Genomic DNA, 14,306 nt, shown 5'->3' on the forward strand with positions numbered 1-14,306 from the left:
GCGCCGGCGCTGTATTTACGTGCATGTGCACGGTGATCCTGAGCTGCAGGTTCGCCTCCCGCACGGCGCGATCAATCAGGAGTAGCAAGATGAATCAACGCGTTTCCAGTAACGCCACGCGGCGTGCCTTCGTGCTGTCCGGCGCGGCAATCACCCTGGGGCTGCTTGCCGGCTGCCGCATCGGCGGGGCGGTCAGCTTCAATGGCACCGATATCACGGGCGCCGATTTCGGGCGCGACTTCCGCCTCAAGGACCCGTCGGGGCAGGAACGAACGCTGGCCGACTTCAAGGACAAGGTCGTGCTGATGTTCTTTGGCTTTACCCAATGCCCGGACGTGTGCCCGACCGCGCTGGCGCGCGCGGCCGAGGTCAAGTCCCTGCTCGGCCCCGACGGCGACCGCCTGCAGGTGCTGTTCATCAGCGTCGACCCCGAGCGCGACACGCCCGAGGTCCTGAACGCCTACACGGCAGCCTTCGACCCGAGTTTCCTGGCCCTTTACGGCGACCAGGAACGCCTGGCCGAGACCGCGAAAGAATTCAAGGTGATCTACCAGAAGGTCCCGACCGGCGATTCGTACACCATCGACCATACTTCGGTCACCTATGCCTTCGACACCCGCGGCAAGCTGCGCCTGAAACTGTCGCACGGCCAGTCGGCGCTCGACTACGCCGCCGACGTGCGCAAGCTGCTGCACGCCGCCTGAACCCGAACCATCCACAAAGGAAAACACCATGAACCACTTCATCCGCACCTTCGCCGCCGCCGCCGTGCTGGCGGCCACCGCCGGTACCGCCTTCGCCCAGGCCAATGTCAGCGTCAAGGACGCCTGGGTGCGCGCCACCGTGCCGGCGCAGAAGGCGACCGGCGCCTTCATGCAGCTGCAGGCCGCCAGGGACAGCAAGTTCGTCTCGGCCAGCTCGCCGCTGACGCCCAACGTCGAGGTGCACGAGATGGCGATGCAGGGCGACGTGATGCGCATGCGCCAGGTGCAGTCGGTCGACCTGCCCGCGGGCCAGCGGGTAGAGCTCAAGCCGGGCGGCTATCACCTCATGCTGCTGAACCTCAAGTCGCAGGTGAAAGAGGGCGATACCGTCCCGTTCACCCTGGTTTTCGAAGGCAAGGACGGCAAGCGCGAAACGGTCGAGATCAAGGCGCCAGTGAAGGCGCTCAACAATACGGCGAAACCCGCCCACGCCGGTCACTGACACGCAACGCCTGACGCGCAACCGGCGAAATTGATGTAAAAACAACAACTGATCGTCGAATTGCTCGTTAAAGCAATCGTGCGCATGGCGCAGCTTCGTACAATCGCGTGATTGCCGACCAGCTCCCCGCAATCGGGGGCTGGCGGCGTCATGCGAACGGAGTGCGAATGTCTCGACATCCTTCATGGATCCCGGCGCGGCGCGGCGAATGGTTACTGCTCGCGGCGCTGGTCGCCAGCTATCCCGCCAGCCTGGTCTTGCCCGCGACCTGGGCGCGCGAGGGAGGCCTGCTGGAAAACCTGCAAGTGATCGTGCTGGGCGTGGGCTGCGTGCTGGCGCTGCTTGCCCACCTGCGCGCCCGGCCCGCGCCGGTCGCCGCGCTGGCCCTGTGGGTGGCGCCCGTGTGGCTGCTGCTTGCGGGACGTGAACTCAGCTGGGGCAGGGCGTGGCCGGGCGTGGACGCCATGGCCGCGAGCGCCCACTGGATCGGACCACTGGCCCGGCCGAGCGCCGTGTTGCTGCTGGCCTGGCTGCTCTTCAGCGCGTTCTACCACCGTATCGACCGGCCGCTGCGGGCCGCGCTGGCGCACCGCGCACCCTGGCTGTGCCTGATCGTGACGCTGGCCGGCGCCATGGGTTCGACCTGCGCCGAAGGCCATATGTCCTGCCATCTCGCCATGGCCGCGTCGAGCGCCCAGGTGTTCGAGGAGCTGTGCGAGCTGCTGGCCTATGTCGCGCTGTGCTCGATGCAATATGTGGTGTTCGCACATCAGATGCCCGTCCAACTGGCGCCGACAATCGCGCATCCGGTCGAAGAAGCGCGCTAACCGCGTAAAAACCGTGGTCTCTACGGCAACTGGGACATTTTGCCCGTTTGTATGGAACTTGATTTCCTCTAGGATGTCGGGTTTTGGGTAACGGCCGCCATCTCTGCACCGCGGCCGCGCGATCATGTCGAATGTGAAAGTTATAGAGATAGAAGCGGCGCGCCTGGGCGCCGGACCAGGCGCGGCCGCGCGCCTGATCCGCCTGTGCTCCCAATACTGGACACTGACCAAGCCGCGCGTCACGATGCTGACCGTGTTCTGCGCCGTGATCGGCAGCCTGCTGGCGAGCGATGGTTTTCCTGGCTGGGGCGTGCTGCTGTCCAGTGCCGCCGGTATCTGGCTGCTGGCCGGCGCCGCCTTCGCCGTGAATTGCCTGCTCGAGGCCCGGATCGACGCCCGCATGGCGCGCACCGCCCGCCGCGCGACGGCCAGCGGCGCCCTGGGCCCGCTGCAAACCGTTGTCTTTTCGCTGGTGCTGGGTGGCGCCGGTGCGGCGCTGCTGTACACCAGGATCAATCCGCTGACGATGTGGCTGACGCTCGCCACCTTCGTCGGGTACGCCTTCATCTATACGCTGCTGCTCAAACCACATACCCCGCAAAACATCGTGATCGGCGGTTTCGCCGGCGCCATGCCGCCGGCGCTGGGGTGGGCCGCGGTCGCCAATGCGGTGCCGATGGAGGCATGGCTGCTGGTGCTGATCATTTTCCTGTGGACGCCGCCGCACTTCTGGGCACTGGCCATGGCCCGCCGCGACGACTATGCGCGTTCCGGCCTGCCCATGCTGCCCGTGACGCACGGCATGGCCCACACGGGGTTGCAGGTGTGGCGCTACAGCCTGGCGCTGGCGGCCGGCACGGCGCTGCCGTGGGCGGTAGGCATGAGCGGCGTAGTGTACCTGGTGGCCGCTTGCGCGCTGAACGCGGTATTCCTGCGCTACGGCTGGCTGGTCCATCGACGTTATAGCGACCACATCGCCCGCAAATCGTTTGCCTGGTCGATCGTATATCTGGCGCTGCTGTTCGCGGCACTGCTGCTGGATCACTACGTCACTGCATGAAAGTTTCTGTTTGGTAAATTGTCAATGTGAGTACGGTGGCGCACGGTCCGGGGAACGCTAAGATATTAAGCTGTTTGCATGACAGCGAGATACCAATCCCACCCCACCATGCGGGTGCGCGGCAATCCAGCGCATCTACCGATTCACCCCCCCGACCGCCAGCCCCATGGCGGCCGTTCCACGCGTGTTCCGGCCGGCCTGCTTGCACCGGCCGACGTCCGCGACAGCGCCGACCTGGCCCGCCTGCTCGAGCAGCTGGGCTGCGGCGACGACCTGATCGTCGTCTCGAACCGGGCGCCCTGCGTCCATTCCCATACTGAACATGGCATCGTGGCCCAGCGCCCCGCGGGCGGCCTGGTCACCGCACTGGAAGCGGTGCTGGCCAACGAGGGCGGCTGCTGGATCGCCCACGGCAGCGGCGACGCCGACCGCGAGACCTGCGACGCGCACGGCCACGTATTGAAACGCCACCTCGATGCCCCCTACCGCCTGCGCCGCCTGTGGCTGGGCGACGACGAAGTCGCCGGCTATTACGACGGCCTGTCCAACGAAGCCTTGTGGCCGTTATGCCACCACACCGACGTCGAGCCGACTTTCCGTGCGGGCGACTGGGAGCACTATGTGCGGGTCAACCGCCGTTTCGCCGACGCCGTGGTGGCCGAAGCCGCTACTTCGCGGCCGGTCGTGCTGGTCCAGGACTACCACCTGGCTTTGGTGCCGCAGCTGGTGCGCGAGCGCCTGCCGGACGCGGTGATCATCCTGTTCTGGCATATCCCGTTCCCGGCGCCGCAACGCCTGTCGCGGCTGCCGTGGCGCGACCAGTTGATGGCAGGCCTCCTGGCCAGCACCGTGGTCGGCCTGCAGACCCCGGCCGATCTGACGAATTTCCAGCTGGTGCGGGCCGGGTACCCACGCAATCCTGGCGCCGCCCACGCCCACGCCGGCGCCTATCCGATCTCGATCGGCTGGCCGGGCCGCCAGGCGCTGCCGCCTGCCGGCTTGCGCGACGAGGTCAAGCGCCGCTTCGGCATCGCGCCACATGTGCGCCTGCTGGTCGGCGTCGACCGCATGGACTACACGAAGGGCATCCCCGAGCGGCTGCAGGCGTTCGAGCTGTTGCTCGAACAGCGTCCGGCGTTGCATGGTCAAGTCACGCTCCTGCAGATCGGCGCACCATGCCGTGGCGCGCTGCCGGCCTACCAGCAGATCTCGCGCCAGGTGAAGGCGCTGACCGAGAGGATCAACGCCCGCTTCGGCAATGGCGCCTGGCAGCCGGTGGTGCTGCATGCCGCCAGCGCCAACGCGGCGACCGTCACCGATTGCTACCGCGCCAGCGATGTCTGCCTGGTCACGAGCCTGCACGATGGAATGAACCTGGTTGCCAAGGAATTCGTCGCGGCGCGCAACGATTTGCGCGGCGCGCTGGTGCTCAGCCGCCAGGCCGGCGCCGCGGCCGAGCTGGACCAGGCTTTGCTGGTCGAGCCGCGCGACATCGCCGGCATCGCGCGCGCCATCGGCCACGCTCTGGACATGCCGGAGCACGAGCAGACCACCCGCATGCGCGCCATGCGCGCCATGGTGAGCCAGAGCACGGTGTTCGGCTGGGCGGCGCGGCTGCTGGACGATGGCATGCGCATCGCGGCGGGGCGCAATACGCCTTGCGCCCGGTCGCGGCCCGGGCCGCGGCAGAGCGTCCAGGCGTAACGGTCGAGCGGCCAACGCGTATCGGTAATCCCTGGAGTTACGGTATCCGCCTGGCCAGTCCTTCAAAAGGCAGAGGGCGGGGCGGTCCGGGCGAGCCCTTGCTACACTACGGATACGTTCGTTACCAGGTCGAGGCCACATTCCCATGGACTTCCAGCTCAGCCAGATCGGTGAAGCCATCCAGCTGGCCATCGCGCCGGTATTCCTGCTCGCCGGGGTGGGCACGCTGCTGGTCGTGCTGACCAACCGCCTGGGGCGCCTGATCGACCGCACGCGGGCGCTGGAAGAGCGCTTGAGCGCCAATCGCGAGAACGAATGCCTGGGCGAGCTGCTCAGTCTGCACGAGCGCGCTTCGCTCATCAACATCAGCATCACCGCCAGCACGGCCTGCGGCCTGCTGGTCTGCCTGGTGATCGCCATGCTGTTCCTGGGAGATACGACCAGCCTGCCGCTGGACCAGTACATCGCCTTGTGCTTCATCGGCGGCATGCTGGCGCTGACCGTCGTCTTCGTCTATCTCATGCGCGAGATATTCATCAGCTGCGCGTTCATGCGGGCGCAGCAGGTAAGGGCGATGGCCAGTTGCGGGTCCATCGCCGGCTAGCAGCTTACCTGCCGCCGCCCAGGTGACGGTCGAGGAAACTGCGCATCTCGCGCGCGATCTCGGGGCCATGGGTCTCGATCGCGAAGTGGCCGGTGTCCAGGAAGCGCACTTGCGCCTTCGGATTGTCGCGCTTGAAGGCGTCGGCCCCCGGCGGCAGGAAGAACGGATCGTTCCTGCCCCAGATGGCAAGCGTCGGCGGCTGGTAGCGGCGGAAGAACTCGTGCAGCTGCGCGTATTGCTTGATGTTCTGGCCATAGTCGACCAGCAGGTCCATCTGCGGCTCGACACCGATGCGCTCGATTGCTTCATGCGCCAGCAGGTAGCCGTCGGGGGCGATCGACGCGGTGTCCTTGACGCCCTCGACGTACTGCCACTTGAGCATGTCCAGCGTATTGAACTTGCGCAGCGCCTCGCGGTTCTCGGGTGTGGGATTGGCCCAGGCGGCCCGCATCGGCGCCCAGCCCGGACTCAGGCCTTCTTCGTAGGCATTGCCGTTCTGGCTCACCACCGCCGTGATCTTCCCGGGATGGCGCACCGCCAGGCGCCAGCCGACCGGCGCGCCATAGTCGAACACATAGATGGCGTAGCGCTGCAAGCCCTTGGCGATCGTGAACGCATCGATGACGTCCGCCAGGTTGTCGAAGGTGTAGCAAAACGAGGCGTCGGGGCGCGTCAGGCCAAAGCCCGGCAGGTCGGGTGCGACCACGCGATAGCCGGTGGCCAGCTTGGGGATCAATTCGCGGAACATGTGCGAGGACGCTCCAAAGCCGTGCAGCAGCAGGACGGCGGGCGCGTCCTGCGGGCCGGCTTCGCGATAGAAGACGTCGACACCTTTGACCCGGACCGTGTCATGGCGTACCTCGGGCGCCTGCTCGGCGGCCTGGACGGCGCCGGCGCCGCCGATGGCGGCTGCCATGAGCAGGGGATGAAGAATCGGTTTCATGGGGGACTCCTTTCGATGAGATGGATCCTGGGTAACCTGTAATATATAATTTCTGAGGTTATGCGGTTCTAGTATCACATGCTTGTGATAACCGTTCAAGTATAATCTTGATGGTTATTGCGAAAGGTAGACCGATGCCCGACAAGAAACAGGAAGCGGACCTCACGGAGCCGGTGCTGATTGCCGACCACCTGGCGCTGGACTTGCTCAATACAGAGGCGCGCAGCGGCGCTGCGCACGTCGATTTATGGACGAGCGGCGACGATGTCTTGCGCTGGCTGGAGCGGTGCGGAATCGATGCCGGCCACATAAAGGATCGGGCGGCTAAAGACGCCTTGCTGGAGGGCGCCAGAGAGCTGCGCGACACCGCGCGCGCGCTGGTCGAGCTGCGCAAAGAGGGCAGGCGCGGCAATCCGGAGCGGCTCAACCACTACCTGGCGGCGATGCAGTCGGTGCCGGTGCTGGAGTGGAACGACGACGACCCGGTGCTCGCGCGCCGGCTGCCCGCGTCGTCGCCGCAGCAGGCGCTCGGGCGGCTGGCCGAGTCGCTGGCGGACCTGCTGGCCAGCGGTCAGTTCGAGTACGTGCGCCAGTGCGAACATCCGGACTGCGTGCTGTGGTTCTACGACCGCACCAAATCGCACCGGCGCCGATGGTGCAGCATGGCGCTGTGCGGCAACCGTCACAAGGCCGCCGAGTTCCGCAAGCGAACCCGCACGTCGGCCTGAGGTGGTATTTCGAAACTCATTGAGTTGCGGTATGCTGTGGCCAGGAGGATGACCGATGAGAGCTGATTTCCGACTGGCGCGCATGTTGCACGTGCTGGTCCACATTCATGGACGCGAGGAGACGACCAGTTCGGAAGAACTGGCCGTGATGCTCGATACGAACCCGGTGCTGGTGCGACGCATGATGGGCGCTCTGCGTAGCGCCGGCTATGTGCGTTCGACCGCCGGCCGCAATGGGGGCTGGGTGCTCGCGGTGGACCCGGACGCCATCACGGTGCTCGACGTCTACCAGGCGCTCGAGGAACCCGTCATTTTTGCGATCGCTTCGACCGTCGACCACCCTGGCTGCGTCCATGAGCGGGCAATCTCCGACATGCTCGACGTCGCGCTGGCCCAGGCGGCCGGCACGCTCCTGCGCGAATTCGGACAGCGCCGGCTGTCTTCCTTCCTGCCCAAGGCGGCACCAGCCGAGGCCTGATGCCGCCCGCGATCTCAGCGGCGCTGGCGCGCCTGTAGCGTGACCGACGCCGGCGCCAGGCCGTCGGCCGCCACCCGCACCGTGATCGGGCCGCTGGCGCCCGGCTTGGCGCGCACGATGCCGAGCACCAGCCCGTTGAAGGCGGCGCGTTCGGGCGACGGGAAGGGCTCGAAGCTGGTCGGGTCGCCATTGTCGGTCGCCACCAGCTCGCCGGGACCCTCGACCGTGAAGCGCACCCGCTGCATGCTGCGCGGCGCATCGACGCCGTCCTTGTCGACGATGCGTACAGTGACGAACGACAGGTCGCGCCCGTCGCCGTCGATCGTGGTGCGATCGGCCCTGGCCTGCAGCGCGGCCGCGTCGCCCGCGGTCTTGACCGAGGCGCGGGCCCATTCCTTGCCGTCCTTGTAGCTGACGACGCGCACCTCGCCCGGCTCGTATTTCACCTCATCCCAGCGCAGGCGATAGGTGAGCGGCGCCTTCTTCTTGCGGCCCTGCGATTTGCCGTTGACGAACAACTCGGCCTCGTCGCCCGAGGTGAACACGTGCACCGGCGTGACCTGGCCGACGCGTTCCGGCCAGGTCCAGTGCGGCAGGATGTGGGCCATTTTCAGCGCTGGACGCCAGCGCGACTGGTACAGGTAGAAGCGGTCTTTCTTGAAGCCGGCCAGGTCGATGATGCCGGTGTAGGAGCTGCGCGCGCCATAGTACGGGGTCGGCTCGCCCAGGTAGTCGAAGCCGGTCCAGACGAATTCGCCGGCCACATAAGGGTGGCGGTCGAGCGCGGCGAACACCTTGTCGGCCGACGAGCCGAAATCGACGGCATACAGCTCATACGAGCTGACCTGCTGCAGCGTCGAATCGCCGCCCCGGCCGTCGCGCACGATCGAACTGTTGGCCGGATGGACCGGGAAGAAATACACCCCGCGGCTGCTGAACGCCGAGGCCGATTCGCTCGTGAGGATCACCTTGTCCGGGAACTTTGCATGGAAGGCCGGATACTGCGGCGGCGTACGGATGCGGTCGGTGCCCTCGAATTCGGGATCCTGGCGGATGCCTTCGCCCTGGTAGTTCAGGCTGATCAGGTCCACCTCGGCCGGCAGCGGCATGTCGGGCTTCGCGTAGTTCATGGCGGTCGTGGTCGGGCGGGTCGAGTCTTCCTCGCGCGCGATTGCGTGCAGGCGACGGGCGATCGCGGCGCCTTCCTTGTCGGTATACTGCTCGCCCACCTCGTTCCCGATGCTCCACATGATCACCGATGGGTGGTTACGGTCGCGCCGGATCATCGAGCGCAAGTCCTGCTCGTGCCACTCGTCGAAGATCAGGTGGAAGTCGAGCGGCGTCTTCTTGCGCTGCCAGGAGTCGAACACCTCGTCCACCACCAGGATACCCATGCGGTCGGTCAGTTCCAGCAGCTGCGGGTCGGGCGGATTGTGGCTCATGCGCAGGGCGTTGGCGCCCATCTGCTGCAGCATTTCGAGCTGGCGCTCGGCCGCGCGCACGTTGAAGGCGGAGCCGAGCGCGCCGAGGTCGTGGTGGTTGTTCACGCCGCGCAGCGCGATCTTCTCGCCATTGACGAACACGCCTTCGTTGGCGTCGAAGCGCAGCGTGCGGATACCGAACGGCGTCTCAACACGGTCGACTGCCCGGCCATCCTGGCGCACGGTGGTCACGGCCAGGTAGCGGTGCGGCTGCTGGGTCGGCAGCGGGCCCCACAGGCGCGGCTTGGCCAGGGTGGCCGCGCCAGTCACGCTGGCGCTGGCGCCCGGCGCGACGGTCGTCGGCGCCGAGGTCACGCTGGCGACCGGCTTGCCGGTCGGCTTGCCCTGGGCGTCGAGCACGAGCAGTTCGGTGAGTACGTCGGCCTTGACGGGTGCGGCGCCCTTGTTGTCGAGGGTGACGCGCCAGGCCACCTGGGCCGACTCTTTCGACACCTGGGGCGTCGTGAGCTGCACGCCCCACTGGCCGACGTGCAGCGGCGCCGTCTTGGTGATCCACACATTGCGGTACAGGCCCGCCCCCGGATACCAGCGCGCCGATTCGGGCGTATTGTCGAGGCGGATCGCCACCTGGTTGCTGGCGCCGGGCGTGACGTAGGGCGTGAGGTCGATGCGGAATGAGTTGTAGCCATACGGCCAGCCGCCGGCCAGGCGGCCGTTGACCCAGACGCTGGCATAGGCCATGGCGCCGTCGATGTCGAGGAAGATCGATTTGCCGCGGTCGGCCGCAGTCAGCGTGAGCGTCTTGCGGTACCACGCCGGGCCCCAGGTCTTGAGGCGGCCCATGCCGCCATAGGGTCCGGTTTCCAGGAACGGGCCGGCGATCGCCCAGTCATGCGGCAGGCGGACCTGGGTCCAGGCACTGTCGTCGAAGCCGAGGCGCGCGTAGGGTGCGTCGATGGCTGGATCGGCCGCCGGACGGGCGTGGCGCCGCGCTGGGTCCTTGATGAAGGCGTTGCCGCTCGGGAGGATCCAGGGTTTGAGGAGCGGTACGCCGGCGCGCTCGACCCGGGCCGCCTGGTCGGGGCGAGCATCGGCGTCCTTGCCGTCCGCCGATTGCTTGACGTCGGGCCGGACGTCGTACAGGTAGGGCGCCGAGTTGCCGCCAGGGTCGCCCAGGGTGAAGCGCCAGCCGTCGTTGAAGTCGATGCGTTCGCGGCCTTGCTGCTGCGCCTGTTGCGCTGCAGCTTGCGCCATGGCCGGTGCCGTCGCCAGCACTGCGCCGAGCGTGGCGCCCAGCAGGCTCGCCATGGCCAGCGCGCGTTGCGCCGGTCCCGGGCGAGCGCGAGCGAGGTCAGCGCTACCCGGGATAGGTTGCGGATGTCGTTCCAAGTCTCCTCCGATGATCGATATTGTTATGATTCAGCTACGTCGCTGCCAAGCCTACCATTCATTAACAGAAAATGGTAGCGCATAACAAAAAATGTTACGGATCACCGCGGTGCGGTTTGCAGGTGCGGACAGGGGCGCGGCGCCCGGTGCGCGCCGTCGCGCCGGCGCCAGGTGCGCTAGCGTGCTGCGGGAGCGCCGGCCCGTCCGGCGAAGGGTCCGATGATCGTTCCCGTGAAGCCCCCGGCCTTGCTGGTGGAAAGGAAGGTCGCGTCGACGTCGTCGCGCAGGGTCCGCTTTACGCCGCCGGCCGTGTACGAAAAGTGCATGCGGCCGCCGTCGGCGCGGATCTCGAGATCGACCGTGTCGCCGTCCAGGGGCGTGCTGGCCAGCAGCTTGTCGGCGGCCGCCTTCGCGCGCACGAAGATGGCCAGCATGTCGCGCTGGCCGATGCGGGTGATCCCGTAAAACAGGTGCGACTCGTCGCTCTGGTAGGCCACCAGGCCGGCGCGGTCGCCTTCATGGGATGGACGAAAACGCAGGCTGGTGGCCACCGTGGCGATGTGGTGTTGCTGGCGGCGTGCAAGGAAGGCCGGGGTGGCATCGAGGTCGCCGAGCTGTCCTCGTGGCTCCAGCACGAGGCGGCCTGCTTCCAGCCGATGAAATGGCGTCGCCGGGGTGCGCACGCCGATCCAGGCGTCGGCCAGGCGCGCGCCGTCGAATTCGTCGGTATACGCGACGTCGCCCGACAACGGCACATCGGGGCGCGCCTGCACCGGCAGCGCCGGCCTGGCGGCGACGAAGGGAATCGCCAGGCCGTCTTCGAGCACCAGCGGCCAGTCGTCCTTCCACGTCACCGGCAACAGGAAAGTCTCGCGTCCGATGTTGTACATGCCGTCCTGGTAGGGCCGGGTGGCGAGGAAGGTTGCCCACCATTGGCCAGCGGGGGTCTGGACGAACTTGGCGTGGCCGGCCGAGGTCACCGGATTCGGGCGCGCCGGGTCGAGCTTGCGCTGGCTGAGGATCGGATTGTTCGCGTGGGGCGTGAACGGGCCGCGCGCACTGCTCGAGCGGAATACCACCTGGGAGTGGTTGTCGCCGGTGCCGCCCTCGGCCGCGATCAGGTAGTAATAGCTGCCGCGCCGGAAGATATGTGGTCCTTCGATCCAGCTGGGCTTGGCCGAGATATCGACGCCGCCATTGACCAGGAGGGTGCGTTCCCCCTTGACCGCCAGCGCGACTGGATCGAATTCCTGGACCCAGATGGCGCGGTGGCCGTCGTAGCGCGGTTGTTCTGCCGGCGCATCGTTGCCGACCAGGTAGACCTTGCCGTCAGTGTCCCAGAACAGCGACGGATCGATGCCGCCGAAGGCCAGCTTGACCGGGTCTGACCAGGGACCTTCCGGGCGGCTAGCGGTCATGACCATGTTGCCGCCGCAGTCCACGCAGGTCGTGACCACGTAGAAGACACCATTGTGGTACGAAATGTCGGGGGCGTAGATGCCGCGCGAGGAGCGCAGGCCCTGGAAGTTCGCCTGTGAAGGGCGGGTGATCACGTTGGTGATCTGGCTCCAGGTGACAAGGTCGCGCGAATGGAACAGGGGCAGGCCGGGGAAGTTCGTGAATGAGGAATTGACCAGGTAGTAGTCGTCTTTCACGCGCAGCACCGAGGGGTCGGGATAGTAGCCGGAGAGGACCGGATTGCGGTATTGGCCTGCAGTGGGCGTTGCGGTTTCCTGGGAGCGGCCGTCGTAGCTGAAGCGTTCGAAATGGGCCGCCGGTGTCACGGCTTGGGTGGACTGCTTGCCGGGAGTGGTGCAGGCCGCCAGTAGCACTGTCAGGGCGGCCGCCGAGACGACGCCGCCAACGGTATAGGGAGAAATCATGGTGTCCTTTGAAAGATGACCCGCCGAAGTCGACGGCAACGCCTCGACGCGAAACAGCGGTGCTGGCCAATACGCAGTGCATTGTCAATGAAATAATATTGAACTTCAATAAGCTTCTCGAACGAAATGGCCATCGGATGGCTGGACAATCACTATAAACGTAACTAACCAACATTTAAAACAATCCAGCAAAAAAAATTATCGTTATCGACTCCGGAAACTACTACACAAAACCACCAAGCGCCCAGGAAGGAAGGCAGGTATGACGGACGACACCAGACCGATGGGCGAAAGCAGTCTGTATGGCCATGTGTCACGCATGCCTCATACGCATTCCAGCGCGATCACGAACAGGGAGGGGAAAGCGAAACTCCAGAGATTACGGAATCCGGCGAGCCGGTATTGGCAAGAGCCCGACGCGGACTCGAGGCGAGCTCTGATCGGTTCACGAGCGCAGACGGTGTGCGCATGATTGAGCCAATGGGGATACATACCCATGGGTCGCCACATGGGGTAGGGCGTCCGTTGCCAGCCGCATCGAGCGGGCAGGCAGTACGGACGCCGAGGACCCTAAGCCGCGCTGGCGCGGGCGTACTTCTTCATCGCCTCGTGCAAGCGCATGTCCAGCAGCTGGGCATGCGCGTAGCCAGGGCTGACCTCGACGATACCGGTTCCGGTATCGAGCAGCAGGCTCGGGAAGCTGCGCACGCCGAGCTGGCGGGCACGCACGAAATCGGCGCGGGTCTCGGTCATTGCCGCTTCCGAGCGCCATTCGTCGTGGAAACGCTCCGCATCGACCTCATGCCCGACGGCCTTCAGTGCGGCCACGGCGACGACCGACAGAACCCGGCCGTCGGTCGTGTCCCGCCCCTCGGCATAGAAGGCGTGCTGGAGGGAGCGGAACACGGCCAGCAGGTCCGAGTCCGGAGCGAGACGGCGCGCGGTGACGACGGCGCGGCAGACCGGCTCGGTGTCGTACACAAAGTGCTCGCGCGCCAGGAAGGCGGCCCGGTTGAATGGCAAACCGCTGTTGGACTGTACGCGCTCCCAGTGATCAAGGCGGAAGCGCTTGCCTGCGTCGTCCAGCAGGTCGGTGGCGCCGGCGCGCACGCCGCCGACCACGATCTCGAGATCGAGGCCGGGATGCCGTTCCAGCAAGGTGGTCATCTCCTTGCCGAAGCCATAGCACCAGGAACACATCGGATCGCCTATATAGATGAGTTTCATCTCGTTCTCCAGCCGGCTTGCCGGATCAGCCCTGGAAGACGCCGGCAGTGCCGCCGCCGTCGACCGCCAGCACGGTGCCACTGGTGAAGCTGGAGTTGGTCATGTACATCACGGCATCGACGATGTCCTGCACCACCCCGGTAGTGCCGCTCGGCGCCAGGGTGTTGTAGAACCCGCGCACGCTTTCATAGTCACTGTGCAGCGGAGTTTCGATGATGCCGGGGGCGATTGCGTTGACCTTGACATTCGACGGAGCGAGCTCGAGGGCCAGGGCGCGCGTCGCCTGGTTCAGGCCGCCTTTGATCAGGACCGGCAGCAGGGCCGGGACCTTGGCATTCGGCTGGATGCCGATGCTGGCGGTGATGTTGACGATGTGGCCTTGCTTGCGGCCGGCCATGTGGACGGCGGCCTGCTGCGACGGGTAGAAAAAGCCCTTCAGATTGGTGGCCACGATCGCATCCACATCCTCGACGGTGTAGTCGGCGGTCGGCTTGGCGATGAAGATGCCGGCATTGTTGATCAGGATGTCGACATGTCCGAAGGCGGCGATCGCCTGGGAGAACATGTCCCGGGCGGTGTGCGGGTCGGCGATATCGCCTGCGACCGTCATGAAGTTGACCGGGTTGCCGAGCTTGGCCGCGGCTTCGTTCAGGCGTTCCTGGCTGCGGGCGTTGCCGACCACGTTGAAGCCGCGTGCCACATAAGCTTCTGCGATGGCGAAGCCGATGCCGCTCGATGCGCCGGTGACGATGACGGTTGGTTGAGTCGTGTTCATGGAAATCTCCTGGGGGTGTGTCGGTTGGCGCAGCGTTCTT

General features: G+C 66.2%; 13 protein-coding genes. 8 read left to right on the forward strand and 5 right to left on the reverse strand.

Annotated features, from left to right (window positions below):
• The first annotated feature begins 89 nt into the window (after window positions 1–89).
• The 6 genes from AC56KW_RS22545 to AC56KW_RS22570 all read left to right on the forward strand — a co-directional run bounded on the left by AC56KW_RS22545 (window position 90) and on the right by AC56KW_RS22570 (window position 5,401).
• A complete protein-coding gene (locus AC56KW_RS22545; protein WP_497172884.1) occupies window positions 90–704 on the forward strand; it encodes an SCO family protein in 615 nt (204 codons plus the stop codon).
• Window positions 705–732: 28 nt separating this feature from the next.
• Window positions 733–1,206 carry a copper chaperone PCu(A)C gene (locus AC56KW_RS22550; RefSeq protein ID WP_497172885.1) on the forward strand — a complete coding sequence of 158 codons (474 nt, stop codon included), beginning with the start codon at window positions 733–735 and terminating at the stop codon, window positions 1,204–1,206.
• Between the two features lie 167 nt (window positions 1,207–1,373).
• Window positions 1,374–2,033, forward strand: a complete 660-nt coding sequence (locus AC56KW_RS22555; protein ID WP_497172886.1) for a hypothetical protein — start codon at window positions 1,374–1,376, stop codon at window positions 2,031–2,033.
• Window positions 2,034–2,157: 124 nt separating this feature from the next.
• Window positions 2,158–3,093, forward strand: a complete 936-nt coding sequence (gene cyoE, locus AC56KW_RS22560; protein WP_497172887.1) for a heme o synthase — start codon at window positions 2,158–2,160, stop codon at window positions 3,091–3,093.
• Between the two features lie 78 nt (window positions 3,094–3,171).
• Window positions 3,172–4,797, forward strand: coding sequence for an alpha,alpha-trehalose-phosphate synthase (UDP-forming) (locus AC56KW_RS22565; protein WP_497172888.1), 1,626 nt, complete (start codon window positions 3,172–3,174; stop codon window positions 4,795–4,797).
• A gap of 145 nt (window positions 4,798–4,942) precedes the next feature.
• Entirely contained in the window at window positions 4,943–5,401 is a 459-nt protein-coding gene (locus tag AC56KW_RS22570) for a DUF2721 domain-containing protein (RefSeq protein ID WP_497172889.1), read from the forward strand.
• A 4-nt stretch (window positions 5,402–5,405) separates the two neighbouring features.
• Here the strand turns inward: AC56KW_RS22570 and AC56KW_RS22575 are convergent, their stop codons facing one another.
• A complete protein-coding gene (locus AC56KW_RS22575) occupies window positions 5,406–6,344 on the reverse strand; it encodes an alpha/beta fold hydrolase (protein WP_497172890.1) in 939 nt (312 codons plus the stop codon).
• Window positions 6,345–6,478: 134 nt separating this feature from the next.
• Here AC56KW_RS22575 and AC56KW_RS22580 point away from each other — a divergent pair, with 134 nt between their 5' ends.
• Window positions 6,479–7,072 (forward strand): CGNR zinc finger domain-containing protein, encoded by a 594-nt coding sequence (locus AC56KW_RS22580; protein WP_497172891.1) that lies wholly within the window; start codon window positions 6,479–6,481, stop codon window positions 7,070–7,072.
• 55 nt (window positions 7,073–7,127) lie between these two features.
• Window positions 7,128–7,550 (forward strand): Rrf2 family transcriptional regulator, encoded by a 423-nt coding sequence (locus tag AC56KW_RS22585; protein ID WP_497172892.1) that lies wholly within the window; start codon window positions 7,128–7,130, stop codon window positions 7,548–7,550.
• 14 nt (window positions 7,551–7,564) lie between these two features.
• Here AC56KW_RS22585 and galB read toward each other — a convergent pair whose 3' ends face one another.
• The 4 genes from galB to AC56KW_RS22605 form a co-directional block, all read right to left on the reverse strand.
• On the reverse strand, window positions 7,565–10,300 hold the full coding sequence (galB, locus tag AC56KW_RS22590) for a beta-galactosidase GalB (RefSeq protein ID WP_497172893.1): 2,736 nt from the start codon (window positions 10,298–10,300) through the stop codon (window positions 7,565–7,567).
• A 257-nt stretch (window positions 10,301–10,557) separates the two neighbouring features.
• Window positions 10,558–12,264, reverse strand: coding sequence for a glycoside hydrolase family 43 protein (locus AC56KW_RS22595; RefSeq protein WP_497172894.1), 1,707 nt, complete (start codon window positions 12,262–12,264; stop codon window positions 10,558–10,560).
• Window positions 12,265–12,834: 570 nt separating this feature from the next.
• Entirely contained in the window at window positions 12,835–13,491 is a 657-nt protein-coding gene (locus AC56KW_RS22600; RefSeq protein ID WP_497172895.1) for a DsbA family protein, read from the reverse strand.
• A gap of 25 nt (window positions 13,492–13,516) precedes the next feature.
• Window positions 13,517–14,266, reverse strand: a complete 750-nt coding sequence (locus AC56KW_RS22605; RefSeq protein ID WP_497172896.1) for an SDR family NAD(P)-dependent oxidoreductase — start codon at window positions 14,264–14,266, stop codon at window positions 13,517–13,519.
• Between the last annotated feature and the right edge of the window lie 40 nt (window positions 14,267–14,306).

It is taken from the genome of Telluria sp. RT2P19 (assembly GCF_059685725.1).

Coding starts and splice junctions, on each gene's coding strand:
- AC56KW_RS22545 (WP_497172884.1), top strand. CDS start 90: ATGAATCAACGCGTTTCCAGTAACGCCACGCGGCGTGCCTTCGTGCTG.
- AC56KW_RS22580 (WP_497172891.1), top strand. CDS start 6,479: ATGCCCGACAAGAAACAGGAAGCGGACCTCACGGAGCCGGTGCTGATT.
- AC56KW_RS22605 (WP_497172896.1), bottom strand. CDS start 14,266: ATGAACACGACTCAACCAACCGTCATCGTCACCGGCGCATCGAGCGGC.
- AC56KW_RS22600 (WP_497172895.1), bottom strand. CDS start 13,491: ATGAAACTCATCTATATAGGCGATCCGATGTGTTCCTGGTGCTATGGC.
- AC56KW_RS22565 (WP_497172888.1), top strand. CDS start 3,172: ATGACAGCGAGATACCAATCCCACCCCACCATGCGGGTGCGCGGCAAT.
- galB (WP_497172893.1), bottom strand. CDS start 10,300: ATGGCGAGCCTGCTGGGCGCCACGCTCGGCGCAGTGCTGGCGACGGCA.
- AC56KW_RS22595 (WP_497172894.1), bottom strand. CDS start 12,264: ATGATTTCTCCCTATACCGTTGGCGGCGTCGTCTCGGCGGCCGCCCTG.
- AC56KW_RS22555 (WP_497172886.1), top strand. CDS start 1,374: ATGTCTCGACATCCTTCATGGATCCCGGCGCGGCGCGGCGAATGGTTA.
- cyoE (WP_497172887.1), top strand. CDS start 2,158: ATGTCGAATGTGAAAGTTATAGAGATAGAAGCGGCGCGCCTGGGCGCC.
- AC56KW_RS22585 (WP_497172892.1), top strand. CDS start 7,128: ATGAGAGCTGATTTCCGACTGGCGCGCATGTTGCACGTGCTGGTCCAC.
- AC56KW_RS22550 (WP_497172885.1), top strand. CDS start 733: ATGAACCACTTCATCCGCACCTTCGCCGCCGCCGCCGTGCTGGCGGCC.
- AC56KW_RS22570 (WP_497172889.1), top strand. CDS start 4,943: ATGGACTTCCAGCTCAGCCAGATCGGTGAAGCCATCCAGCTGGCCATC.
- AC56KW_RS22575 (WP_497172890.1), bottom strand. CDS start 6,344: ATGAAACCGATTCTTCATCCCCTGCTCATGGCAGCCGCCATCGGCGGC.